This window comes from Enterococcus sp. DIV0358, from assembly GCF_051713465.1.
GTDB lineage: Bacteria > Bacillota > Bacilli > Lactobacillales > Enterococcaceae > Enterococcus > Enterococcus faecalis.
The window spans coordinates 1,994,217-2,019,646 of sequence record NZ_JBIOPX010000001.1 but is presented as its reverse complement, the minus strand read 5'-3'; the positions used below and the strand labels follow the sequence as shown (position 1 = coordinate 2,019,646).

The 25,430-nt window shown below is 38.0% G+C and carries 26 protein-coding genes and 1 pseudogene; 23 read left to right on the top strand and 4 right to left on the bottom strand.

Annotation, left to right across the window (positions count from 1 at the left end; all coding sequences use genetic code 11):
• Nucleotides 1-26 precede the first annotated feature (26 nt).
• Entirely contained in the window at nt 27-884 is an 858-nt protein-coding gene (locus IGK70_RS09720; RefSeq protein WP_002389973.1) for a pyruvate, water dikinase regulatory protein, read from the bottom strand.
• A 98-nt stretch (nt 885-982) separates the two neighbouring features.
• On the opposite strand from IGK70_RS09720, the gene IGK70_RS09715 reads away from it, so the two are divergent.
• From IGK70_RS09715 to IGK70_RS09660, 12 genes are all read left to right on the top strand, one after another.
• The gene (locus IGK70_RS09715) at nt 983-1,423 is read left to right on the top strand and encodes a Fur family transcriptional regulator (protein WP_002387080.1); all 441 of its coding nucleotides are present in this window, start codon (nt 983-985) and stop codon (nt 1,421-1,423) included.
• A gap of 165 nt (nt 1,424-1,588) precedes the next feature.
• Nucleotides 1,589-1,765, top strand: coding sequence for a 30S ribosomal protein S21 (gene rpsU, locus IGK70_RS09710; protein WP_002356740.1), 177 nt, complete (start codon nt 1,589-1,591; stop codon nt 1,763-1,765).
• 25 nt (nt 1,766-1,790) lie between these two features.
• Nucleotides 1,791-2,240: a GatB/YqeY domain-containing protein gene (locus IGK70_RS09705; RefSeq protein WP_002356741.1), complete on the top strand. Its 450-nt coding sequence runs from the start codon at nt 1,791-1,793 to the stop codon at nt 2,238-2,240.
• Nucleotides 2,241-2,374: 134 nt separating this feature from the next.
• Nucleotides 2,375-3,397: a PhoH family protein gene (locus IGK70_RS09700; RefSeq protein ID WP_002356743.1), complete on the top strand. Its 1,023-nt coding sequence runs from the start codon at nt 2,375-2,377 to the stop codon at nt 3,395-3,397.
• 28 nt (nt 3,398-3,425) lie between these two features.
• The gene (locus tag IGK70_RS09695) at nt 3,426-5,624 is read left to right on the top strand and encodes an HD family phosphohydrolase (RefSeq protein WP_002356744.1); all 2,199 of its coding nucleotides are present in this window, start codon (nt 3,426-3,428) and stop codon (nt 5,622-5,624) included.
• Complete coding sequence (ybeY, locus tag IGK70_RS09690) at nt 5,624-6,103, top strand: rRNA maturation RNase YbeY (protein ID WP_002356745.1); 480 nt, start codon at nt 5,624-5,626, stop codon at nt 6,101-6,103. Before IGK70_RS09695 ends, ybeY begins: the two co-directional genes overlap by 1 nt.
• The gene (locus tag IGK70_RS09685; protein WP_002382764.1) at nt 6,087-6,488 is read left to right on the top strand and encodes a diacylglycerol kinase family protein; all 402 of its coding nucleotides are present in this window, start codon (nt 6,087-6,089) and stop codon (nt 6,486-6,488) included. Before ybeY ends, IGK70_RS09685 begins: the two co-directional genes overlap by 17 nt.
• Nucleotides 6,489-6,501: 13 nt before the next feature.
• A complete protein-coding gene (era, locus tag IGK70_RS09680) occupies nt 6,502-7,404 on the top strand; it encodes a GTPase Era (RefSeq protein ID WP_002359745.1) in 903 nt (300 codons plus the stop codon).
• Between the two features lie 82 nt (nt 7,405-7,486).
• Nucleotides 7,487-8,281 (top strand): DNA repair protein RecO, encoded by a 795-nt coding sequence (gene recO, locus IGK70_RS09675; protein WP_002382765.1) that lies wholly within the window; start codon nt 7,487-7,489, stop codon nt 8,279-8,281.
• Nucleotides 8,282-9,049: 768 nt separating this feature from the next.
• Nucleotides 9,050-9,958: a glycine--tRNA ligase subunit alpha gene (glyQ, locus tag IGK70_RS09670; protein WP_002379669.1), complete on the top strand. Its 909-nt coding sequence runs from the start codon at nt 9,050-9,052 to the stop codon at nt 9,956-9,958.
• A 1-nt stretch (nt 9,959) separates the two neighbouring features.
• Complete coding sequence (gene glyS, locus IGK70_RS09665) at nt 9,960-12,044, top strand: glycine--tRNA ligase subunit beta (RefSeq protein WP_071981529.1); 2,085 nt, start codon at nt 9,960-9,962, stop codon at nt 12,042-12,044.
• Between the two features lie 39 nt (nt 12,045-12,083).
• Complete coding sequence (locus IGK70_RS09660) at nt 12,084-12,275, top strand: DNA-directed RNA polymerase subunit alpha C-terminal domain-containing protein (protein WP_002382766.1); 192 nt, start codon at nt 12,084-12,086, stop codon at nt 12,273-12,275.
• Between the two features lie 33 nt (nt 12,276-12,308).
• Here IGK70_RS09660 and yidC read toward each other — a convergent pair whose 3' ends face one another.
• Together yidC and IGK70_RS09650 are read right to left on the bottom strand one after the other, a co-directional pair.
• The gene (gene yidC, locus IGK70_RS09655; RefSeq protein ID WP_002382768.1) at nt 12,309-13,241 is read right to left on the bottom strand and encodes a membrane protein insertase YidC; all 933 of its coding nucleotides are present in this window, start codon (nt 13,239-13,241) and stop codon (nt 12,309-12,311) included.
• A gap of 166 nt (nt 13,242-13,407) precedes the next feature.
• Entirely contained in the window at nt 13,408-13,683 is a 276-nt protein-coding gene (locus IGK70_RS09650; protein ID WP_010715369.1) for an acylphosphatase, read from the bottom strand.
• A 106-nt stretch (nt 13,684-13,789) separates the two neighbouring features.
• On the opposite strand from IGK70_RS09650, the gene IGK70_RS09645 reads away from it, so the two are divergent.
• From IGK70_RS09645 to sufB, 11 genes are all read left to right on the top strand, one after another.
• Complete coding sequence (locus IGK70_RS09645) at nt 13,790-14,566, top strand: TrmH family RNA methyltransferase (protein WP_002356757.1); 777 nt, start codon at nt 13,790-13,792, stop codon at nt 14,564-14,566.
• Nucleotides 14,567-14,585: 19 nt separating this feature from the next.
• Nucleotides 14,586-15,023 carry a GNAT family N-acetyltransferase gene (locus tag IGK70_RS09640; protein WP_002382772.1) on the top strand — a complete coding sequence of 146 codons (438 nt, stop codon included), beginning with the start codon at nt 14,586-14,588 and terminating at the stop codon, nt 15,021-15,023.
• Between the two features lie 183 nt (nt 15,024-15,206).
• Nucleotides 15,207-15,992, top strand: a complete 786-nt coding sequence (gene rpsB, locus IGK70_RS09635; protein WP_002356759.1) for a 30S ribosomal protein S2 — start codon at nt 15,207-15,209, stop codon at nt 15,990-15,992.
• A gap of 105 nt (nt 15,993-16,097) precedes the next feature.
• Nucleotides 16,098-16,979 (top strand): translation elongation factor Ts, encoded by an 882-nt coding sequence (gene tsf / locus IGK70_RS09630; RefSeq protein WP_002356760.1) that lies wholly within the window; start codon nt 16,098-16,100, stop codon nt 16,977-16,979.
• A gap of 260 nt (nt 16,980-17,239) precedes the next feature.
• A complete protein-coding gene (gene pyrH / locus IGK70_RS09625; protein WP_002356761.1) occupies nt 17,240-17,962 on the top strand; it encodes a UMP kinase in 723 nt (240 codons plus the stop codon).
• 3 nt (nt 17,963-17,965) lie between these two features.
• Complete coding sequence (gene frr, locus IGK70_RS09620; RefSeq protein ID WP_002356762.1) at nt 17,966-18,523, top strand: ribosome recycling factor; 558 nt, start codon at nt 17,966-17,968, stop codon at nt 18,521-18,523.
• Between the two features lie 368 nt (nt 18,524-18,891).
• Nucleotides 18,892-19,662 carry a Fe-S cluster assembly ATPase SufC gene (gene sufC / locus IGK70_RS09615; protein WP_002356763.1) on the top strand — a complete coding sequence of 257 codons (771 nt, stop codon included), beginning with the start codon at nt 18,892-18,894 and terminating at the stop codon, nt 19,660-19,662.
• Between the two features lie 14 nt (nt 19,663-19,676).
• A complete protein-coding gene (gene sufD, locus IGK70_RS09610) occupies nt 19,677-20,963 on the top strand; it encodes a Fe-S cluster assembly protein SufD (protein ID WP_010827606.1) in 1,287 nt (428 codons plus the stop codon).
• Entirely contained in the window at nt 20,960-22,195 is a 1,236-nt protein-coding gene (locus IGK70_RS09605) for a cysteine desulfurase (RefSeq protein WP_104855549.1), read from the top strand. Before sufD ends, IGK70_RS09605 begins: the two co-directional genes overlap by 4 nt.
• The gene (gene sufU / locus IGK70_RS09600; RefSeq protein WP_002356768.1) at nt 22,182-22,649 is read left to right on the top strand and encodes a Fe-S cluster assembly sulfur transfer protein SufU; all 468 of its coding nucleotides are present in this window, start codon (nt 22,182-22,184) and stop codon (nt 22,647-22,649) included. Before IGK70_RS09605 ends, sufU begins: the two co-directional genes overlap by 14 nt.
• 18 nt (nt 22,650-22,667) lie before the next feature.
• The gene (gene sufB, locus IGK70_RS09595; protein WP_010827604.1) at nt 22,668-24,062 is read left to right on the top strand and encodes a Fe-S cluster assembly protein SufB; all 1,395 of its coding nucleotides are present in this window, start codon (nt 22,668-22,670) and stop codon (nt 24,060-24,062) included.
• 80 nt (nt 24,063-24,142) lie between these two features.
• On the opposite strand, the pseudogene IGK70_RS09590 reads toward sufB, so the two are convergent.
• Nucleotides 24,143-25,407: pseudogene (locus IGK70_RS09590) on the bottom strand (ISL3 family transposase).
• Nucleotides 25,408-25,430 lie beyond the last annotated feature (23 nt).

Below are 25,430 nucleotides of genomic sequence, written 5' to 3'. Positions count from 1 at the left end.
TCACTAGTGATTTTTTCTCGTTTTTTTTAATCCTCGGCTGTTTCCGTGGAATAATAACTATGATCTTCTAAGTTCAAAGCATTAAGAATCATTGAGGCAGTTTCTTCAATTGAAAGAGAAGCGACATCAATAACGATACAACCTAATTTTTGATAAAGATCATTAGCAAAAGCCAGTTCTCGCCGAATTTTTTCAATATCTGAATAAGAAGTATTTTCAGGCAATCCATATGCGCGCATTCGTTCTTTACGAATCCCGTTTAAAACATTGGGATCATTGGTTAAGCCAACAATTTTTTTAGGGTCCATTTCGAATAATTGTTTCGGTAAATGTGCTTCAGGAATTAGTGGCAAATTAGCAACTTTTAAGTTCTTGTTGGCTAAAAAGAGACTTAGCGGTGTTTTAGAAGTTCGGGAAACGCCAAGAAGTAACACATCCGCTTCTAAAAAGCCTCGTGGGTCCTTGCCATCGTCATATTTGACAGCAAATTCCATTGCTTCAATTCGTTTAAAATAATTTTCATTCAGATGATGTAAGGCACCTGGTTCCCGCATGGGTGCGACACCTGTTAATCGTTCGATTTCCGCAACTGGTGGTGTCAAAATGTCAAAATGGAACAATTGATGCTCATTGAAAAATTGATTAGCAATCGCCACGAGATGATCATTAATGATAGTATGCAGTACCATGGCCTCTGCTTTTTTGGCATCTTCTAACGCTTGCACCAGTTTATCTTCGTCTTTAACGAATGTTCGTCTAATCAAAGTAAAATCAACAGTGGGGTACTGGGCCATTGAAGCAGCCGCCAATTTTGAAGCGGTCTCGCCAGCAGAATCTGAGATGACAAAAATCGTCACACATTTTTTTTCTTCAGAAATAGTCATAGAGGGTAAGTCCTTTCTTGCATTTTTAATAATTTTATTATACCATAAGTCCAGAATCTATTTCGTAATGATTCTGATTTAGGTTGGTGAGGGAGGAAATGGCGATGGCACCAGTAAAAACCAATATTGAACAAGCCTTAGAAACCATGAAAGCCAGTGGATTAAAATATACTAAAAAACGAGAATTACTGATGAGCTATTTGATTAAGCGAAATCGGTATGTTTCTGCACGTGAAGTGTATGAATTTATGAATGAAACCTTTAAAGGAGTCAGTTATGATACGGTTTATCGTAACTTGCATGACTTTGAGCGCTTAGAATTACTGGAAAAAACAGAATTAAATGGCGAGCAAAAGTTTCGTTTCCGTTGTTGCCAAGAGGTGGAACATCATCATCACTTTATTTGTACGGTTTGTGGCAAAACGGAAGAAATTCACATGTGTCCGATGAATTTTTTTGAAGAACAGTTAAAAGGTTGTTCAATTGAAGGACATCGCTTTGAAATACTTGGTCGTTGTGCCGATTGTTGCGAAAAATAGCGAATAAGACGAAAAATCAAACAAAAATTTCGTATTTTATCAGTAGAGTGGTTGACGGTTATTTATGCTTTAGCTATAATATAACAAGGACAGTATTTTAATTTGTGGGTTTTTCCCACAAATAAGAAAAACGGTTACTTTTTAAGCTCGGAGGGAGGGAATAACATGTCAAAAACAGTCGTTCGTAAAAACGAATCTCTTGATGATGCTCTTCGTCGCTTCAAACGTTCCGTTTCAAAAGCGGGTACTTTACAAGAATCACGTAAACGTGAATTCTACGAAAAACCAAGTGTAAAGCGTAAGAAAAAATCTGAAGCAGCTAGAAAACGTAAAAAATTCTAGTTTTGAATGAATTGGAGTTGGTGGTATGTCATTGCTAACCACATTGAATGACGACATTAAAACAGCGATGAAAGCTAAAGACAAAGAAACTTTAGCCGTACTTCGTATGTTAAAGACTGCCATTCAAAATGATCAGATTAAAGCGGGCCGTGAATTGAACGGAGAAGAAGAACTCACTGTATTGTCTCGTGAGATGAAACAGAGAAAAGATTCTTTATCAGAGTTTGAAAAGGCGGGACGCGACGATCTTGTTGAAAAAGTAAAAGTTGAAATAGCAATTGTTGAAAAATATATGCCTCAACAACTAACAGAGGAAGAAATTCGTCAACTAGTTCAAGAGGTAATGACGCAAACTGGCGCCACTTCACCAAAAGATTTTGGTAAAGTGATGGGCGCTATGATGCCGAAAGTCAAAGGCAAAGCCGATGGCAACCAAGTTAACGCAATTGTGAAAGAATTATTACAAGAAAACTAAGAGCGTTATCGAAACTAGGACAGGATACTGTCCTAGTTTTTTTATGCCAAGAGAAAACCGGTAGCTTTTTACGGTTTTCTCTTTTTTGACTTTCAAAGTCAAATCAGGTACGACTTCTTTTTAAACAGATAAGAATGTGGTATCATTGTAAAGGACTATATAATAAAGGAGATGGACGTTTTTTGACAGATAATCAGTCAAAATCTTTAGAATTAATACTTACTGATTCTGATGATGCACACATGCTTTTAGGAACACATGATAAACATATCAAATTTTTAGAAGAGAATACCCACGTAACGATTAATAGTCGTGGCGAAGTTATTCAGTTAATTGGCGAATCATCAGAGGTAGAGTTAGTCGCTTCCGTGTTAAGAGCGCTACAAACATTAATTCAACGAGGCATCAAAGTGCATACGCCAGATGTCGTTTCTGCTTTAAAAATGGCCAAAGCTGGAAATTTAGAGGCGTTTATTGCCATGTATGAAGAAGAAATTATGAAGGACCATCATGGTCGGGCCATCCGAATTAAGAATGTTGGTCAAAAAAAATATATCGATGCAGTTAAAACTCATGACGTCATTTTCGGGGTGGGACCTGCGGGAACAGGAAAAACCTTTTTAGCCGTGGTGATGGCGGTAGCAGCTTTGAAAAAAGGAGAAGTACAAAAAATTATTTTAACTCGTCCAGCGGTGGAAGCTGGCGAAAGCTTGGGCTTTTTACCAGGTGACTTAAAAGAAAAAGTCGATCCTTATTTACGTCCAGTTTACGATGCCTTGTATCAAATTTTTGGTATGGATCATACAAATCGTTTAATGGAACGCGGCGTTATTGAAATAGCCCCGCTTGCTTATATGCGTGGTCGTACATTGGATGATGCTTTTGTCATTCTAGATGAAGCACAAAATACCACGGTTGCCCAAATGAAAATGTTTTTAACTCGTTTAGGGTTTAGTTCAAAAATGATTGTTAATGGAGATACTAGTCAGATTGACTTGCCACGTGGTGTAACAAGTGGTTTAGTTAACGCCGAGCGTACGTTAAAAGACATTGAAAAAATTGCCTTTGTAAATTTTGAAGCCAGTGACGTTGTGCGTCATCCGGTTGTAGCACAAATTATTCAAGCCTATGAAAAAGAACAACAAAAGCATTCCTAAGCAGTTAGGGAAGGAGTGAAAGTACCTTTTGAAAAAAGTACTTACAAAGTTAGGGGATCGTTTAGGTAAAGCCTATTTACCTATTTTATTAGCCGTTTTTTCTCTTCTTTTATTTATGATTATGTTTGGCAGTGTCCATCAGAAAAGAGTAGAAATTAAAGAAGGTCAACTGGCCGAGAAAACCATTCGTGCAAATAAAAATATCGAGAATACCTACGAAACAGAACAAAGAAAAAAATTGGCAGCAGAAGCTGTCACCCCCGAATATATTTATCAAGAAGATACGGCATCTGTCCAACATAATCGTATTGATAAATTATTTAAATTGATTGATTCTGCGAATGAAAAAGTAGACAAAGAGTACAGCAATAAGCAAGCGAAGGCCAAAAAGGAAGAAACGATTCCTGCGCCGACCGTGGAAGAACGAGTAGCTAGCTTAAAGTCATTGTTTGAATCTTTACCGCAAGATGAAGTTACGTTTTATCAAAGTTTTCCTAATGTTTTTTATCAAACAATCTTTACATTAACCTCTGAGCAATTAGATAAGGTTCGTTCAGAAAGTTTGATGTTGGTGGATGACGCAATGCAAAATCACGTTCGAGAATCTGATTTGGATAAAATTCGCCAAGAAGCTAACGGTAAAATTCAATACTTAGACATTACGAGTACCATGCAACAAGTCATTCGTTACATTGTTAACCAAGGGATTGTGGTAAACGATATTGCCAATGAAAAACGAACAGAAGAGCTACGCCAAAAAGCGATGAATGCTGTTCAACCCGCAATGATTTATCAAGGCGAAATTATTGTTCGTGAAGGTACTCAAATTGATGCAAAAGCGGTCGAAAAACTTGAGTTACTAGGAATGACTAGTCAAAATACGTCTATTTTTCCGATGGTGGCATTAGCATTAGCTATTTTACTTCAAGTTGAAGTGTTGATTTTCTTTACAAAACAAGTGACTGAGCCTTCGCGACAACGCTCGTTTATTATCTTTTACACGGGTGCTATGCTAATCAGTGTTATTTTAATGAAATTCTTCCAGATTTTCCAAACAGAGCAGTTGATGTATATTCCCTTGTTCTATCCAGCAGCCTTTGCGCCGCTGATTCTAAATCATTTTGTGAATCGTCGTTCAGGGATAATCGCTGCCATTTTCCAAGTCGTTTTTGCGTTATTTATCTTTTATAATTCTATTGGCACAAACTCGTTGACGGTTATTCTGATTATGTACTTATTCTCAGGATTTCTAGCAACAGTTGTTAAACGAAAACGGATGAGTGAGCAAGTTTTCCCAGCTTTAATGTGGGTAGTGGTCTTTCCTGTTTTCATGGCGGTTGTCTTAATGATTTATCAAGGGATGAGTTTAACAGATGGTAAAACGTGGACAGCTTTAATTTGTGCAAGTGCAGGAACGGTACTTTCATTTTTAGCAACAATGGGCTTGCATCCATATATCGAATTATTAGTGACCGATGATAGTATGATTGTCTTGAATGAATTAAGTAATCCGAACCATCCGTTGTTAAAACAATTGTTAGAAGAAGCGCCAGGTACCTATCATCATAGCATGATGGTGGCTAGTTTGAGTGCTAACGCTGTTGCTGAGATTGGCGGGCGGTCGCTATTAACACGAGTTGCTTGTTATTACCATGACATTGGCAAAATTAAACACGCCAATTTCTTTGTGGAAAACTTACCTGCTGGTGCAGAAAATCCACATAACTTTTTATTACCAGAAGATAGTAAACAAATTATTTTTGGCCACGTAATTGATGGCGCCAAAATTTTAGAAGAGTACAATATGCCGCAAATGGTGATTGACATTTGTCGTCAACATCATGGCACAACATTGATGAAGTTTTTCTATGTGAAAGCAAAAGAACGCAATCCTGAAATTAAAGAATCAGACTTCCGTTATCCTGGACCACGTCCACAAACACGAGAAGCAGGGATTGTGAGTATTGCTGATACTTGTGAGGCTGCTGTGCGGGCGATGGATCATCCGACCAACGAAAAAATTCAAGCCTTTGTGCATAATGTGATTCAAGACAGAATTTCAGATGGCCAATTAGATGAATGTGGGTTAACGATGAAAGAGATTCGCATCATTGAAAAATCATTAATTAATGGATTATGCAGTACCTTCCATTCACGGATTAAGTATCCAAAAATGAAAGCTGAAGCAGAAGAAATGAAAGATGAACAAGAAAAGAGAGATGACTAATGGATATTACTTTCATTGATGAAACCGAAAAAGTGCCAACAGAAGAAATCAAAGAAATCGAAAACTTGCTGCAATTTGCAGCGGGTTTTCTAGAAATTGCCGAAGATACGGAGATGTCGGTGACTTTTACAGATAACGCAGGTATCCAAGTGATTAATCGTGACTATCGGGGCAAAGATATGCCTACAGATGTCATCAGTTTTGCTTTAGAGGATGAAGGGGAAGACGAATTGCCAATTATTTTTGATGATGAAGAGTTGGCAGAGCTACCACGTAATCTAGGTGATTTAATTATTTCAACAGAGCGAGCAGCAGAACAAGCAGTTGAATATGGGCACACATTGGAACGAGAAATGGGCTTTTTGGCAGTACATGGCTTTTTACATTTGAATGGGTACGATCATATGGAACCTGAAGATGAAAAAGAAATGTTTGGTTTACAGAAAGAGATTTTAGATGCGTATGGCCTTAAAAGATGAGCAAACAGGAAAAAATAAACATTTTATTAATTCATTAGAATTTGCCTGGCAAGGAATCAAAACAGTTTTTCGAGAAGAACGTAATATGCGCAAACATGTGGCGTTTGGCGTCACGGCCATTGTGTTTGGTTTCTTGTTTTCCTTAACACTTGCTGAATGGCTGTGGTTGTTATTGGCCGTTTTTCTTGTCTGGTTGGCAGAAATTATCAACACAATTTTTGAAAATGTCGTAGATATGTTTACGGATTTTCACTTTCATCCAATCGGAAAAAAAGTTAAAGACATGGCCGCAGGAGCTGTTTTATTAACAGCCGGTTTCGCAGTGCTAGTAGGACTAATTCTATTTGTACCAAAAATTTTACAAATCATTCAAATGTGGAAATAAGAGGAGAAATACAATGACAACTGAACATAAATCTGGTTTCGTAGCCATTGTCGGCAGACCAAATGTTGGAAAATCAACATTGTTAAATCGAATTGTCGGCCAAAAAATTGCAATTATGAGTGACAAAGCACAAACAACTCGTAATAAGATTCAAGGAATTTATACAATTCCTGAAGCACAAATTGTTTTTATCGATACTCCAGGGATTCACAAACCTAAACACCGCTTAGGCGATTTCATGGTGGAAAGTGCCTACAATGCGATGCGTGAAGTAGATGCTACTTTATTTATGGTAAGTGCTGATCAAAAACGCGGGAAAGGTGACGACTTTATTATTGAACGATTGAAAAATAATAATAGTCCAGTCTACTTGATTATTAATAAAATTGACAAAGTCCATCCAGATGATTTATTGAGTATTATTGAAGACTATTCGAAACAAATGGACTTTAAAGAAATTATTCCCATTTCTGCCACTGAAGGAAATAATTTTGAGCATTTGATGGATGTTCTCGTTGAGCAAATGCCAGAAGGACCACAATATTTCCCTGATGACCAAATTACGGATCATCCAGAATATTTTATCGTTTCCGAATTAATTCGTGAAAAAGTGTTACTTTTAACAAGAGATGAGATTCCTCATTCTGTCGCTGTCGTTGTGGACTCAATGAAACGGGATGAAAACGATAAAGTCCATGTCCAAGCAACCATTATTGTGGAACGGGACAGTCAAAAAGGTATCATTATTGGCAAAGGCGGAAAAATGCTGAAACAAATTGGTACCAAGGCGCGTCAAGATATTGAATATTTATTAGATGACAAAGTGTATTTGGAGCTTTGGGTAAAAGTCCAAAAAGACTGGCGTGACAAAAAAATCTATTTACAAGATTTTGGTTATCGCAAAGAAGAATATTAAGAAAGTAGTGTTTGGGAAGCGAGTGTATAAACGAACTTTCCAAACACTACACTAATTTACATAAGAAATGGAAGTGAATTGAATGGCATTAGGGGAGACCAAAGGCATTATTTTATTTACGAAGGATTTTAAAGAGAAGGATAAACTCGTCAAAATTTTTACAGAATCCTATGGGAAATTGATGTTTTTTGTGAAAGGCGCGCATCGAAAAAATAATCCTCTTTTGCCAGCGATTCTGCCATTTACAGAAGCCGTCTACATCGGAAATTTTAGAGAAGAAGGCTTATCTTTTCTCAATAGCAGCAAAGAAGTTCAACCTTTTCGAAACATTCAACAAGACATATTTATTAACGCATATGGAACATATATTTTAAACTTAGTCGATGCAGCAATTGAAGATCAGCACTATGACCCTAATTTATTTCAATTTACCCACATGGCATTATCCGCTTTAAATGAGCAAAAAGATCCGGAAATCATTACAAATATTTTTGAAATTCAATTGTTAGAACGGTTTGGTGTACGACCAGAATGGCATCATTGTGTGGCTTGTGGCGAAACACAAGGGAAATTTGATTATTCCTCAAGATATAGCGGTGTGCTTTGTGAAAAACATTGGCATTTAGATGAACAGCGATACCATGCAGATCCTAGAGCAATTCATTTTATTCGCTTATTTTCGCAAGTCTCCTATGAAAAAGTCCAAAACATTCAAGTAAAAGAAGAAACTAAGAAAAGTATTCGAGAAACGATTGATATGTTATACGATGAATATGTCGGGTTGCACTTAAAAAGCAAAAAATTTATTGATCAAATGAAAACGTGGGAAAATACGTTAAAAATTCCACCACGAAAGAAGGAAGAAAAAGAAACATAAACAAGCAGTCGTTTTTCTAAAAAAAATTTGACAACTTCCCTCAGACACCGTATTATGATAGAGAAGTTAAATACGTACGAAGAAAAAGAGAAGTAAAAAGAACCCTCTGTTAAGCGAATCTGGGAGAGTGGGAGCCAGAAACACGGAACTTTTGAAAGGCACTTTGGAGTACGACAAACGAAGCTGCCGATGAACACATCGGAAGTAGGGTGGAACCGCGATAATTATTCGTCCCTATGTCTATTAATAGGCATGGGGACTTTTTGCTGTGAATCACTACGATTGGCGCAAATGCGACAGAGTAGATGATGAACAGTACAAGGTGACCAAAGGGAACGTTGTAACCGAATAAAAAAAGCAAACAGTTAACACCAAAAGAAAAATAGTAACGTTTATTCAAAAAAGCTCAATTGGCGCAAAAGTGTCAGAGCAGATGTGGAACAGCACAAGGTGACCAAAGGGAACGTTGTCTCCTCTATGTTAAAACAAACTGCTTAGCCAAAAACATGGAGTAGATGATGAACAGTACAAGGTGACCAAAGGGAACGTTGTAACCGAATAAAAAAAGCAAACAGTTAACACCAAAAGAAAAAATAGTAACGTTTATTCAAAAAAGCTCAATTGGCGCAAAGGCGACAGAGTAGATGATGAACAGAATAAAAATTATCCCATTCTACAAAATTGTTTCTCTGTAGCCCTTTTTAAATTTACATTCCCGAAGCAAAGCCAATCCCTATGTCTATAAAAAATATTCCAAGGAGGAAAACAATGAAAAACAAGTTAACCGTACAAGAAATGATTTTAACCTTGCAAAAATTTTGGTCATCTAATGGCTGTATGTTAATGCAAGCCTATGATACAGAAAAGGGAGCCGGTACCATGAGTCCTTACACGTTTTTACGTGCCATTGGACCTGAACCATGGAATGCTGCCTACGTAGAACCTTCTCGTCGTCCAGCTGATGGACGCTATGGTGAAAATCCGAATCGTCTATACCAACATCATCAATTCCAAGTTGTAATGAAGCCTTCTCCTGAAAATATCCAAGAACTTTATCTAGAAAGTTTGAAATTATTAGGAATTGATCCATTAGAACATGACATTCGTTTTGTAGAAGATAACTGGGAAAATCCTTCAATGGGCTGTGCTGGTTTAGGTTGGGAAGTTTGGTTAGATGGCATGGAAATTACCCAATTTACGTATTTCCAACAAGTTGGCGGCTTACAATGTCATCCTGTCACTTCTGAAATTACTTACGGGTTAGAACGCTTGGCATCATATATCCAAGAAGTCGAAAGTGTCTATGATCTAGAATGGACACAAGGCGTTAAATATGGTGAAATTTTTGTGCAACCTGAATATGAACATTCAAAATATTCCTTTGAAATTAGTAACCAAGAAATGCTTTTAGAAAACTTTGACAAATTTGAAAAAGAAGCTAAACGCTGTATTGAAGAAAGCTTAGTTCACCCAGCCTATGATTATATTTTAAAATGTAGCCATACATTCAATTTATTGGATGCTCGCGGCGCTGTCTCTGTAACGGAACGTGCAGGATATTTAGCCCGCATTCGGAATATGGCTCGTTCCGTAGCGAAAATTTTTGTGGCTGAACGTGAAAAATTAGGGTTTCCATTATTAAATAAAGACCAAAGTGTATCCAAGGAGGCAGAATAACATGGCAAAAGATTTATTATTAGAAATTGGCTTAGAAGAAATGCCCGCACATGTTGTCACACCAAGCCGTATCCAACTTGAAGAAAAAGTAATCAAATTTTTAGATGAACATCATTTAGACTATGAAACAGTGCAATCCTTTGCCACACCTCGTCGTTTAGCCGTGAAAGTAACTGCGATTCCTGAAAAACAAGCGGATGTTGAAGAAGAAGTAAAAGGTCCAGCGAAAAAAATTGCTTTAGATGCTGAAGGAAATTGGTCAAAAGCTGCACAAGGTTTTGTACGCGGCCAAGGAGTCACAACTGAGGACATTGTTTTCAAAGAATTAAATGGTGTCGAATATGTCTATGTGACGAAGTTTACCAAAGGCCAAAGTGCCAAAGAAGTATTAACAAAATTAAATGACGTGATTACAAGTCTAACTTTCCCGGTAACAATGCACTGGGCAAACTATGATTTCGAATATATTCGTCCAATTCACTGGATTGTGGCACTACTTGATGATGAAGTAATTCCTTTCAACGTGTTAGACGTGACGACAGGGCAAACTTCTCGTGGCCACCGTTTCTTGGGAGACGATGTGACGTTCCAACATGCTAATGAATATGAAGCAAAATTAAAAGAACAATTTGTAGTGGTTCAACCGAATGAACGGAAACAAATGATTGTTGATCAAGCGAACGCACTCGCTGCAGAAAAAAATTGGCAGTTAGCTTTAGATGAAGAGTTATTGGAAGAAGTTACGAATTTAGTGGAATATCCAACTGCATTTGTAGGCAGTTTTGATGAAAAATATTTATCTGTTCCAGATGAAGTATTAGTGACTTCTATGAAAGAACACCAACGTTACTTTGAAGTTCGTAACGACCAAGGCTTATTAATGCCGCATTTTATCGCTGTTCGCAATGGGGATAATGTTCACCTTGAAAACGTGATTAAAGGAAATGAAAAAGTGTTAATTGCTCGTTTAGAAGATGCAGAATTCTTTTACAATGAAGATAAAAAATTAACGATTGAAGCATGTGTTGAAAAACTAAAAAATGTGACTTTCCATGAAAAGATTGGCTCAATTTATGAAAAAATGCAACGGGTTGCTTTGATTGCACAAATCATTGGTCGAAAAGTTGGCTTATCTGAGGAGGAATTGGAAGATTTAAAACGTGCCTCTGAAATTTATAAATTTGACTTAGTAACAAATATGGTTGGTGAATTCCCAGAATTACAAGGAATTATGGGAGAAAAATATGCCTTATTACAAGGCGAAAAACCAGCCGTAGCAACGGCGATTCGAGAACATTATCTACCAACTTCCAGTGAAGGTGAATTGCCAGAAACAGCAATCGGGGCTGTTTTAGCCTTAGCCGATAAGCTTGACAGCGTCTTTTCATTCTTCTCAGTTGGTATGATTCCAACAGGTTCTAACGATCCTTATGCACTTCGTCGTCAAACCTATGGCGTTATCCGAATTATTGAAGATAAAGGCTGGACCTTCCCATTAGTCCAATTACAAACAGAAGTTGATGAAGCAGTGAATCAAGATGTTGAGAAATATGGCGTTTTACTAAACGAAGGACAAGCAGAAGTCGTTGAATTTGTGAAAGCTCGCTTACGTCAATTATTAATGACGAAAAATGTTCGCCATGACATTATCGATGCAGTGGTGTCTGCTGAGCAAGCCGATTTATCGAAAATATTTGCTTCAGCAAATATTTTAAAAAGCCGTTTTGAAGATCAAGATTTTAAACCATCAATGGAAGCCTTAACGCGTGTTATTAATTTAGCGAAAAAAGGTCAAGAACTTTTAGGTGATACTGAAGAAGGGATTGATCCAAGTCTGTTTGAAAATAAGGCAGAAAAAGAACTGTATCAAGCAGTTAACGATTTATCTGAAGCTTTTGCGACACGCACGATTGCAGAAAACTATGAAGCACTAGTAAATCTACGTCCGTTAATTGATGCGTACTTCAATGAAACGATGGTTATGGTTGAGGATGAAAAAGTCAAACAAAACCGATTAAAACAATTAATGCAAATTGCTAAAATGGCGTTATCAATTGCTAGCTTAGATTTATTAATTGTAAAATAAAAAGCGCTGCTTTTCGACCGCTAAGGAGGAACCGACAGCATGTCTGAAACAACGTTTGAACAAATTTTAACACAATTATCAAAGCCAGCTGTTCGTGCACTAACGAATGAAAAAATCGACAGTGTGGATGAACTCTACGCACGAGGCCGAAAAGCGTTACTTTCGTTGCATGGCTTTGGTCCAAAGTCTATTCGAACTATTGAAGAGATGACTGGGAAAGAATTGAAGTAAAAAAAGGATCGCCGTTTAGAGGCGATCCTTTTTTTATTTACGTTTTTGTTTTCCAGCATTGCGACCTTTATTGCCGTTTGCTTTTGGTTGGTTCGTTTTTTGCGTTACTTTGTTTGTTTCTTTTGGTGTCACATCCTTAATAGGAGTAACCACTTGTTTTGGTGGGTTATTTTTCAATTCTTCTTGTACTTGTTTTTTAATTCTTGGACGTAAGAGGATATTTGTGATGGCAGATTGAATACATGTGAAAATACCACCAACTACCCAGTAAAGCGCTACGCCTGCAGGTGAGCTAAAGGACATGAAAACAATCATTAATGGTGAAACAATCAGCATTGATTTCATTGTTTTCTTTTGTTCTTCAGGAATACCAATCATTGAAATATAACCTTGAGCTAAATAGGCTAAACCAGCTAATGCCACTAAAATCATATTTGGTTGCCCTAAATTCATTCCTAAGAAGCTTGCCGTGGCAATACCTTTTGTATAACGAGCAGCAAAGAACAGAGAAGAGAAAATAGGCATTTGAATTAATAAAGGCAAACAACCAATTCCGCCAACCATACTCACATTGTTTTCTTTATAAATCCTTTGTAGTTCTGCTTGTGCGGCCATTTGTTCTTCACGCGTACTTGCTTGTTTCATTTTTGCTTGTGCAACATCCACTTGAGGTTTGATTGCTTGCATTTTTTCCGTTTGGATAAAGCTTTTTTTCGATTGATGTAAGCCTAACGGTAAAATAATGATTCGTACAATAATGGTGATAAAAATAATCGCCCAACCATAGTTCCAATTAAAGTTATCGACAAGATAAGTAATTGCATTACTCATCGGTAAAACAAGGAAGTTATAGACAAAACCTTCACCAGTTGGTTGTCCATCTGCTCCTGTTTTCACACAGCCTGATAAAAACATTACTAAAAATAGTAAGCCAGAGCCGTAAAGCCATCGGTTTAATTTACGCATGTAATTCGGTCCTTTTCTAAAAAATTTTTACATGGTTAACTATACTTGAAACAGCGCTCTTTTTCAATCAAAATCGAAAAGAAGCTCTTACAAAAATCAATAAAAAGCAGGAACTACTTGCTGTTCAAGGCTTCTTCCCAAAGAAATCAATCGTTAGAAAGTAAGTTTATTGAATCACTTTAAATTGTTCCGTTTCTTCTAACAAAGGGTCTTCTTGAATATCAACATACGTTACACGTCCCGCTGGACTGGGGGAATCTTTGATTTTTTTGATAAATGTTTCCATTATGTCTTCAGGTGCCATTGCTGTGATTGAAACGGACCCGTCGTCTTCGTTTTTCACCGAACCAGTGACACCTAATTGATCTGCCACCATTTTGGTCATGTAGCGGAAGCCAACACCTTGGACACGCCCTTGTACATTCATTCTTAGTTTTTCCATGAGAGACACTTCCTTTGCTTTTTTCTTTATGATAGCGATTTTTCTTGGTTCTAGCAAGTATCCAAGCAAGCTAGAAGCATGCTATAATACAAAGGCGAGGTGACTTATGAAAGAAATTACATCAACGAAAAATAACCAATTAAAAGAATGGAAAAAATTACACAAAAAGAAGTACCGAGAAGAACTGAACCAATATATAATAGAAGGATTTCATTTAGTTGAAGAAGCCGTGAAGGCCAACGCCGATGTTCAGTGGATTTTGTTTAACCAAAGAGGTCAACAAGAATGGGGAACTTGGTTAGCTGAACAAGAAACAGAAAAATTAATTTTTGTTAGTGATGAGGTTTTAAATAGCTTGTCGGAGCTGCCAACTTCACAAGGAATTTTGGCAATTGTCACCTTGGAAACGCAACAAGAGCAGTCGCTTTCTTTTAAAGGTGGTTGGTTACTTTTAGATAATATCCAAGACCCTGGTAATGTTGGTACGATGATTCGCACAGCTGATGCAGCAGGTTTAGCAGGTGTGATTTTAGGTAAGGGCACAGCAGATATTTACAATACAAAAGTGTTGCGCTCAATGCAGGGAAGTCACTATCATTTGCCGGTTCTCCAACGAGAATTGACCGAAGTGGTTCAGGCATTCAAGAAGCAAGGTCTACCAGTTTTCGGTACAGAACTAAATGAAGCTGCGATTGCTTATTATGAACAAGAGGCAGTGGAAAATTATGCGTTGATTTTAGGCAATGAAGGTAGCGGGGTTTCGCCAGAATTGTTAGCAGAAACCACGAAAAATCTTTATATTCCAATGAAAGGTCAAGCAGAATCATTGAATGTCGCTATCGCAGCGGGCGTGTTAATGTTTTATTTTGAAAATAATCAATAACAGAAATGAGTGTCAAAAAATGCTGACTATCAAAAAGACAACCCAGTTAACAGAAAAAGAATTAGAAACCATTATGGCTATTTGGCTGCAAACGAATCTAGAAGCTCATCCATTTGTCGCGCCAACTTATTGGCAAGAAAATAAAGCATTTGTCCGCGCTGCGTTACCAAAAGCAACACTGATCTTAGCAGAAGAAGAGGATCAGATAATTGGGTTTTTAGGATTAATGGATAACTATATCGCAGGAATTTTTATAAAAAAAGCGTTTCAAGGGAAGGGCATCGGTCAGAAATTACTGCAAGTAGCAAAAGAAGAACAGGATGTCTTATCTTTGGCTGTTTACAGGGAAAATCAAGCAGCTTATGCCTTTTATCAAAAACAAGGCTTTGTCCAACAAAAGCGAACCATCGATGAAACGGGAAACGAAGAATGTCATCTTGTTTGGCAAGCGCAGTAGGAGCGACATTTCTAGTTTTAAGGCTTGCTATTTTTCTGAAAATATCTTATACTGTTAAAGGTGTGATTTTCACACACGAAATCCACATTCTTTTCCATCTGCGAAGTGGTGCTACTACGGTAGTTCTTCAAGGAGTTGACGAAAAGAAGAGGAAAATAAAAACCAAACTGGAGGAAACACAACATGGCAGTAATTTCTATGAAACAATTACTAGAAGCCGGCGTACACTTTGGTCACCAAACTCGTCGCTGGAACCCAAAAATGAAGAAATATATCTTCACAGAAAGAAACGGTATCTACATCATTGACTTACAAAAAACAGTGAAATTAGTAGATGCAGCTTACGATTACATGAAAAACGTTGCAGAAGAAGGCGGCGTTGCTTTATTCGTAGGAACTAAAAAACAAGCACAAGAAGCAATCAAAGATGAAGCAATCCGCGCTGGTCAATACTATGTAAACCATCGTTGGTTAGGTGGTACGTTAACTAACTGGGATACAATCCAAAAACGTATTGCTCGCTTGAAAAAAATCAATGCAATGGAAGAAGACGGCACTTTCGAAGTTTTACCTAAGAAAGAAGTTGCTGGCTTAAACAAAGAACGTGAACGTTTAGAAAAATTCTTAGGTGGTATCGCTGATATGCCAAGAATTCCAGATGTAATGTACATCGTTGACCCACGTAAAGAACGCATTGCTGTTCAAGAAGCACACAAATTAAACATTCCAATCGTTGCAATGGTTGATACAAACTGTGATCCTGATGAGATCGATGTTGTAATCCCTTCAAATGATGATGCAATCCGCGCCGTGAAATTAATCACTGCTAAAATGGCTGATGCTTTCATCGAAGGTAACCAAGGGGAAGACCAAGCAACTGAAGAGTTATTCGTTGAAGAAACACCAGAAGCAACTTCAATCGAAGAAATCGTTGATGTTGTTGAAGGAAACAACGAATCAGCTGAATAATAATGATTACGGAGCTGTCTCAAAGGCTAGGCGACAAAAAGCCTGATTCTCCTTTGAGATAGCTTTTTTAAAAAGAATTGATAATATCCGAGGAGGACACAAATAATGGCAGACGTTACAGCTAAAATGGTAAAAGAATTACGCGATATGACTGGCGTTGGAATGATGGACGCTAAAAAAGCATTAGTAAAAGTAGAAGGCGACATGGAAAAAGCCGTAGACTTTTTACGTGAAAATGGTATGGCTAAAGCAGCGAAGAAAAATGACCGCATTGCGGCTGAAGGTTTAGCAAACGTAGCAACTGTAGGTAACGTTGCAGCAATCGTTGAAGTAAACTCAGAAACTGACTTCGTTTCTAAAAACGAAATGTTCCAAGATTTAGTTAAAGATATTGCGACTAAAGTTGCTGAAAACAAACCAGCTACGATGGAAGAAGCAATGGCTATTAAAACTGAAAAAGGCACAATCGAATCTGATTTAATCGAAGCAACAACTGTTATCGGTGAAAAAATCAGCTTCCGTCGTTTTGAAGTTGTCGAAAAAGCTGACAATGCTGCATTTGGCGCTTACTTACACATGGGTGGCCGTATTGCTGTATTAACAGTTATCGATGGCACAACTGACGAAGAAGTAGCGAAAGATGTTGCTATGCACATCGCGGCAATCAACCCTCGCTATGTCAATGAATCTCAAATTCCTCAAGAAGAATTAGAACACGAAAAAGCTGTGTTAACTGAACAAGCATTAAACGAAGGTAAACCAGCAAATATCGTTGAAAAAATGGTTGTTGGTCGTCTACAAAAATTCAAAGCAGAAATCGCTTTGGTTGACCAACCATTTGTTAAAGATCCAGATATGACTGTCGAAAAATTTGTTGCTTCTAAAGGCGGCGAAGTGAAATCATTCGTACGTTTTGAAGTTGGCGAAGGTATCGAAAAACGTGAAGATAACTTTGCGGATGAAGTAATGAGCCAAATGAAAAACTAAGAGCATCAAACGCTCGGTTGAAAAGCCGTGAATCATAAGTATCTAAACAGACAGCGATCCCCAAAGGAAGCTGCATAAATTGATTACTGCTTGATTCAAGGCAGTCTTTCAGCCATTTGGGAACGCATAACTTTGATATGCGCTCCCTTTTTTTAGGCAAAACCAGTGGATCGCACTGCTTGGTCTAAAAAATCATTTTGGTGAAAAGTCATCTAAATGAGGAATTGAATGATTTTTAGAGAATCTTGGAGGGAATTATGATGGTTAAACCTAAGTATCAACGTGTCGTATTAAAGTTAAGTGGAGAAGCGCTAGCCGGAGAAGACGGTTTTGGCATTAAACCACCAGTCATTAAAGAAATCGTCCAAGAAATTAAAGAGGTCCATGAATTAGGTATCGAAATGGCCATCGTGGTTGGCGGCGGAAACATCTGGCGTGGACAAATTGGTGCTCAAATGGGCATGGAACGTGCACAAGCAGATTATATGGGCATGTTAGCTACTGTGATGAATGCCTTAGCATTGCAAGATACATTAGAAAATCTTGGTGTGCCTACACGTGTTCAAACATCAATTGAAATGCGTCAAATTGCAGAACCATACATTCGTCGTCGTGCAGAACGTCATTTAGAAAAAGGCCGCGTTGTTATTTTTGCCGGAGGAACAGGAAATCCTTACTTCTCGACAGATACAACGGCTGCGTTACGAGCTGCAGAAGTAGATGCAGACGTCATCTTAATGGCGAAGAACAATGTTGATGGTGTTTATTCTGCAGATCCACGTGTGGATGAAACAGCGACAAAATTTGAAGAACTAACACATTTAGATGTTATTTCTAAAGGGCTGCAAGTAATGGATTCAACAGCAAGCTCATTAAGTATGGATAACGATATTCCTTTAGTTGTCTTTAACCTAAATGAAGCAGGAAATATCCGTCGTGCCATCCTTGGTGAAAATATCGGAACAACTGTAAGGGGGAAATAAAGAATGTCTAAAGAAGTTTTAGCAACAGCCAAAGAAAAAATGACAAAAGCGGAAGAAAGCTTACGCCGTGAATTAGGTCAAATTCGTGCTGGTCGTGCGAACGCAAGTCTATTAGACCGTATTCAAGTAGAATATTATGGTGCACCAACACCAGTTAACCAATTAGCAAGTATCAATATCCCAGAAGCACGTGTATTAATGATTACACCGTTTGACAAAAATTCTATCGCTGATATTGAAAAAGCTATTCAAATGAGTGATATCGGCATTAGTCCAACCAATGATGGAAATGTCATCCGTTTAGTGATTCCACAATTAACGGAAGAACGTCGGAAAGAATTAGCCAAAGACGTGAAAAAAGAAGCGGAAAACTCAAAAGTTGCTGTCCGTAACGTTCGTCGTGATGCAATGGATGAGTTGAAAAAAGCTCAAAAAAATGGCGACATCACTGAAGATGAATTACGTTCATTTGAAAAAGATGTTCAAAAATTAACAGACGATAGCATCAAAAATATCGATGCGATTACTGCTGAAAAAGAACAAGAACTTTTAGAAGTATAAAACCAATCACTAATAAAAATTATTGAATCCAGAGAAGCAATTGCTCTGGATTTTTTGTATAGATGAGGAAGGCGTATCTCAACGCTCTCTTTGCGAAAGTCATTCTAAAGTAATTATTCAAGAAAACGCTTTCTTTAATAAATTTTTTTATTCTACCAGAATTTTTTTCTTTGTGTAGGGAGGATCACTTAAAAATATAGAGAAACTTTGAAATATCAGCCTTTTAAAATTTTCCTTCACAAATTGAATCCTAAAATTTGATGATAAGAGTTGTTATTTTTAGCAATTGTAATTTGCGATTCATTCTCAATTAGGCTAAAATGAGTGAGAACGGAAAAACGATTAAAACAAGTTGGAGGGAATTGTACATGTCTGTGTTAGAAATCAAAAATTTACACGTATCAATTGAAGATAAAAAGATTCTAAAAGGAGTCGATTTAACAATTAATACTGGAGAAATCCATGCAATTATGGGGCCTAATGGAACTGGTAAATCTACTTTATCAGCAGCAATTATGGGAAATCCTAACTATGAAGTCACAGAAGGAGAAATTCTATTTGATGGCGTCAACGTTTTAGATTTAGAAGTAGACGAACGCGCTCGCCTAGGCTTATTCTTAGCAATGCAATACCCAAGTGAAATTCCAGGGATTACCAATGCTGAATTCATGCGTGCAGCAATCAATGCAAAACGTGACGAAGACAACAAAATGTCAGTCATGCAGTTCTTAAAAAAATTAGATAGCAAAATGGAATTATTAAATATGCCTGAAGAAATGGCTGAGCGTTACTTAAACGAAGGGTTTTCTGGCGGCGAGAAAAAACGAAATGAAATTTTACAATTATTGATGTTAGAGCCTACGTTTGCCATTTTAGATGAAATTGATTCAGGCTTAGATATCGATGCGTTAAAAGTAGTTTCTAAAGGGGTTAATGAAATGCGCGGCGAGAACTTTGGTGCGTTAATTATTACCCATTATCAACGCTTATTGAACTATATCACGCCAGATGTTGTTCATATCATGATGGAAGGCCGCGTTGTGAAAACTGGTGGGGCTGATTTGGCAAAACGTTTAGAAACAGAAGGCTATGCTGGTATCAGCCAAGAATTAGGTATTGATTACAAAGAAGAAGCGTAAGGAGGACAAGATAAATGAAAAAAGTAAATCTAATGGATTATCTTGACGAAGTCACCGCTTTTTCACTAGAACATGAAGAACCAGCTTGGATGACTGAATTGCGAACAACGGCTTTAAAAAACGCTGACGAAAGTGAGTTACCACATATTGATCGTGTGAAATTTCATCGTTGGCCTTTATTAAATGTTCACATGGAAAGTTATGTGCCTTCTGAAGGAAATGTCGCAAGTTTTGATCAAATGAAAGACAATCCTTTAATTGTTCAACAAGGATCTTTTCATGCTTTTGAGCAATTGCCAGCCTCATTAGCGGAACAAGGGGTAATTTTTACAGACATTTTTACTGCTTTACAAGAGCACCCAGAATTAGTTAAAGAATACTATATGACTAAAGCCGTATTATCAGAAGAAGATAAGCTGACAGCAGCTCATGCAGCTTTCATGAATAGTGGCGTTTTCTTATACGTTCCTAAAAACGTAGTGATTGAAGAGCCCATTGAATCTTTGTTTATTCAGGATTCAGATAGCAACCAACCTTTCTTTAAACATGTTTTAATCGTTGCAGATAATCATAGTGAATTCAGTTATTTAGAACGTTTTCAATCAACCGGTCATCACGCAGAGAAAGCTTCTGGAAATATTGTTGTGGAAGTGATTGCGAAAGATGGCGCAAAAGTTAAATACTCAGCTGTGGATCAATTGGGGCAAACTGTAACGACTTATATGAATCGTCGTGGCTATATTATGCGGGATGCCTCTGTTGATTGGGCTCTAGGCGTCATGAATGATGGCGATGTTGTTGCTGATTTTGATTCTGATTTAGTTGGCGAAGGCGCTCATTCAGAAGTTAAAGTCGTTGCAATTAGTGCAGGTAAACAAACACAAGGCATCGACACACGAGTGACAAACAAAGCGCCACATTCGATTGGTCATATTTTACAACATGGAGTCATTCGTGAACGTGGTACTTTAACGTTTAACGGAATTGGCCACATTTTAAAAGGCGCAAAAGGAGCCGACGCACAGCAAGAAAGTCGTGTTTTAATGCTGTCTGATAAAGCTCGTGGTGATGCCAATCCAATTCTTTTAATTGATGAAAATGAAGTGACTGCCGGACACGCAGCCAGCGTTGGTCGAGTAGATCCAGAAGAAATGTATTATTTAATGAGCCGCGGCTTGCGTAAAGAAGAAGCGGAACGTTTGGTGATTCGTGGCTTCCTAGGTTCTGTCATTACAGCAATTCCAGTTAAAGAAGTACAAAATGAATTTGTAGAAGTAATTGAAGGGAAGTTAAACGCATGATGGATGCAGCAACCATTCGTCAATCGTTTCCTATTTTATTTCAAGAAGTTAATGATGAACCGCTAGTTTATTTAGACAATGCTGCAACAACCCAAAAACCAACGGCAGTGTTAGATGTTTTACGACATTATTATGAAACCGATAATGCCAATGTTCATCGTGGGGTGCACACGTTAGCCGAACGAGCAACGAAGGACTATGAAGCCTCCCGCGAAAAGGTTCGCCAATTTATCCATGCCAAAGAAACAGCGGAAGTTTTATTTACACGAGGAACAACAACCAGTTTGAATTGGATTGCCAAAAGTTATGGTGACTTGGCAGTTACAGCCGGGGATGAAATCGTCATATCTTACATGGAACATCATTCAAACATTATTCCCTGGCAACAATTAGCCCAACGTACAGGGGCTATTTTGAAGTATATAGACGTCACTGAAGACGGCTTTTTAGACATGTCAAGTGCACGTCAACAAATTACAGAAAAAACGAAAATTGTTTCGATTGCTCATGTTTCAAATGTGTTAGGGGTCATTAATCCAATCGAAGAATTAACACAATTAGCTCATCAAAATGGCGCTGTGATGGTGGTAGACGGCGCGCAAGCAGTTCCTCATATGCCTGTGGACGTTCAAGCCATCGATGCTGATTTTTATGCATTTAGTGGTCACAAAATGTGTGGACCAACTGGAATTGGTGTCCTTTATGGCAAACGTCATTTATTGGAACAAATGGAACCTGTGGAATTTGGTGGCGAAATGATTGACTTTGTTCATCTTCAAGAAAGTACTTGGAAAGAGCTTCCTTGGAAATTTGAAGCTGGCACACCTAATATTGCTGGGGCAATTGCCTTAGGTGCCGCCATTGATTATTTAACTGAAATTGGTTTAGAGGCCATTCATCAACATGAAGCAGCCCTTATTCACTATGTTTTGCCAAAGTTGCAAGCTATCGAGGGCTTGACGATTTATGGTCCACAGAATCCAAAAGACCACACAGGTGTGATTGCTTTTAATATTGAAGGTTTACATCCACATGATGTGGCTACAGCGTTAGATATGGAAGGGGTCGCTGTCAGAGCGGGTCACCATTGCGCGCAACCGCTATTAAACTATTTGAGCGTGCCAGCAACCGCACGGGCAAGTTTTTATTTATACAATACCAAAGAAGACGCAGATCGCTTAGTTGAAGCGATTAAAGCGACAAAGGAGTTTTTCCAGCATGGCACTTTCTAAATTAGATAACTTATATCGCCAAGTCATTTTGGACCATTCTAGCCACCCACATCACCACGGAACGCTAGATGCGTCTAGCCAAACAATTGAACTGAATAATCCTACTTGTGGAGATGTGATTGAACTGGATGTGGCCATTGAAGACGGTGTGATTAAAGATATCGCCTTTCAAGGAAGTGGCTGTTCCATCAGTACCGCAAGTGCTAGTATGATGACTGATGCGGTCTTAGGAAAAACAATCGCCGAAGCAACGGCCTTAGCAGAGGATTTCTCTCAACTTGTTCAAGGAAATGAAGTGGCCGAAGATGAAAAATTAGGCGATGCAGCAATGTTAAGCGGCGTAGCTAAATTTCCAGCTCGGATTAAATGTGCAACCTTGGCTTGGAAAGCCTTAGAGCAGGCTGTTGCTAATAACGGCCAAGGCGAAGCCGGTCATTTACATTGTGAAAAATAAAGAAAGGGTGACGACGAATTGAGTACAGTACCTGAATTAGAAGAATATAAATTTGGCTTTCACGACGATGTGGAACCAATCTTTAGTACCGGAGACGGCCTAACCGAAGACGTTGTTCGCGAAATTTCTCGCGTGAAAGGCGAACCAGAATGGATGCTTGACTTCCGTTTAAAATCGTTAGAACAATTCAATAAAATGCCCATGCAAGAATGGGGTCCAGACCTGTCAGATATTGACTTTAGTAAAATTAAATATTACCAAAAACCGAGTGACAAACCCGCACGCGATTGGGATGATGTACCTGATAAAATCAAAGAAACCTTTGAAAAAATTGGGATTCCCGAAGCTGAGCGTGCTTATCTAGCTGGGGCTTCTGCTCAATATGAATCAGAAGTTGTTTATCATAACATGAAAGAAGAATTTGAAAAATTAGGCATCATTTTTACAGATACTGACTCTGCTTTAAAAGAATATCCTGACTTATTCAAAGAGTATTTTTCAAAACTTGTGCCACCAACAGATAATAAACTGGCCGCTTTAAACTCAGCTGTTTGGTCAGGTGGAACCTTTATTTATGTACCAAAAGGTGTTCGAGTTGATGTACCATTACAAACATATTTCCGAATCAACGCTGAAAATACCGGCCAATTTGAACGGACCTTGATTATTGTCGATGAAGGGGCCAGCGTTCACTATGTTGAAGGTTGTACGGCACCCACGTATTCAAGTAACAGCTTGCATGCGGCCATCGTAGAAATTTTCACTAGAAAAGATGCTTATTGTCGTTATACGACCATTCAAAACTGGTCAGATAACGTCTACAACCTAGTAACCAAACGTGCTAAAGCTTACGAAGGTGCCACTGTCGAATGGATTGATGGTAACCTAGGAGCTAAAACAACCATGAAATACCCAAGCGTTTACTTAGATGGCAAAGGTGCCCGTGGCACGATGTTATCGATTGCCTTTGCTGGCGCTAACCAAATCCAAGATACTGGGGCCAAAATGATTCACAATGCGCCGAATACCTCTAGCTCAATTGTTTCAAAATCAATTGCTAAAGACGGCGGCGAAGTTAACTACCGTGGCCAAGTGACTTTTGGCAAAGACAGCGCAGGCTCGATTTCCCACATCGAATGCGACACGATTATCATGGACGAAAAATCAAAATCAGATACGATTCCGTTTAACGAAATCCATAACAGCCAAGTGTCCTTAGAACACGAAGCCAAAGTTTCAAAAATTTCTGAAGAACAATTATATTATCTAATGAGTCGCGGCTTGTCTGAAGCCGAAGCGACAGAAATGATTGTTATGGGCTTTGTTGAACCATTTACGAAAGAATTACCGATGGAATATGCGGTTGAGTTGAATCGATTGATTAGTTATGAGATGGAAGGTAGTGTGGGTTAAACCTTTTTTGTCAAATAATGTTGGTAAAGAGAAATTGTAGAATTATGTCGAGTCCAGAGGAGAAAATCCTCTGGATTTTTTTATTTGGTCTGTAGGGCTTGTCCTTGTTGGACGAGAATCCGCAACTTGAAATTATAAAAGTTACGAAAACCATAGGCATTCCGCTTTAACACTTTGATATGATTATTTAGACACTCTAATTGTCCATTGGAATAAGAATAATTCAAGGCATGATGAATTTGTTTTTGGTACTTTTTAAAGGTTCGTAAAGTGGTTTGATAAGTAGCTGGCAAGTGAGAAATAAAATATTTTGCGTAAGCAAGACATCAAAATACGTTTGGTCGCGTTTATGAACGGCATACAAGAAGTCTTGGTACAACGTGTAGCCTTGCGTTAATTCAACGCTATAGGAAAGCAGTCTGTCCACAAGCTCTGTTTCAGTTAAATACGTTTTAAACGAAGGGCGCCAACGGCGGTTTAAACTATCCAACTCTTCTTGATTTTTTTGTAATAACTTCCAATATTTTTTGTGCTGTTTTCCTTGTCGTTTTTCAGCTAAACTTGAACTTTTTAATAGGCGATTTGTCCAAGTGATTCGATGATTTCGAAAGGTCCGACCGATGTGTTGAACGATATGGAAGCGATCAATGATGATCTTTGCGTTAGGAAAACATTTTTTCACTAGAGAAACGTAAGGTGTGTACATATAAATGACAATAAATTGGACGTTTTCTCGCACAGACAGCGGAAAACAAGTAAAATAACGTTCTATAAGGCAGTTGTCGGTTTTCAACAATATCAAATAATTTTCTTGTTTGACCATTTAAATGATAAAACTCATGGCGCCTGAAACCTGACGAACGGTTGGTAAGGTTGTGTTAAAGGGATTCATCGGTTGGTAAAAGCGTTTCAGCACACAATAAACAGAAGTAATAGACACATTTTTTTGGCGAGCGATGCCTGTCATGGAAGTATTTTCTTTCAACCGTGTAGTAATGGCCCATTTAACGGATTGGCTAATGAAGCAGTGTTTTTATGCAATACTTGTGTCCGCAACAAAGGTCCGTTGACACGCATTACATTTAAATCGTTGTTTTCTCAATTCCAGATACGTTTTGAACTCTACGACTTCATTCAGTAACAACCGAACGGTTGTCATTCCCCAGCGAATAATCGTAGAATGACTTTTACAATGTTCACAGGAATTTGGCAAGTAGGTTAATTTCCCTGTATAAACTTTACAAATTTGTCCGTTTATTTTTTCTTTTCGCAAACAATTTTCTTCAAAAGTAACATTTAGGTCTAGAATATTTAGAGTTTCTTTGATAAGCTCAGTATAGGACATCTTGATTCCTCCTTAGAATGGGT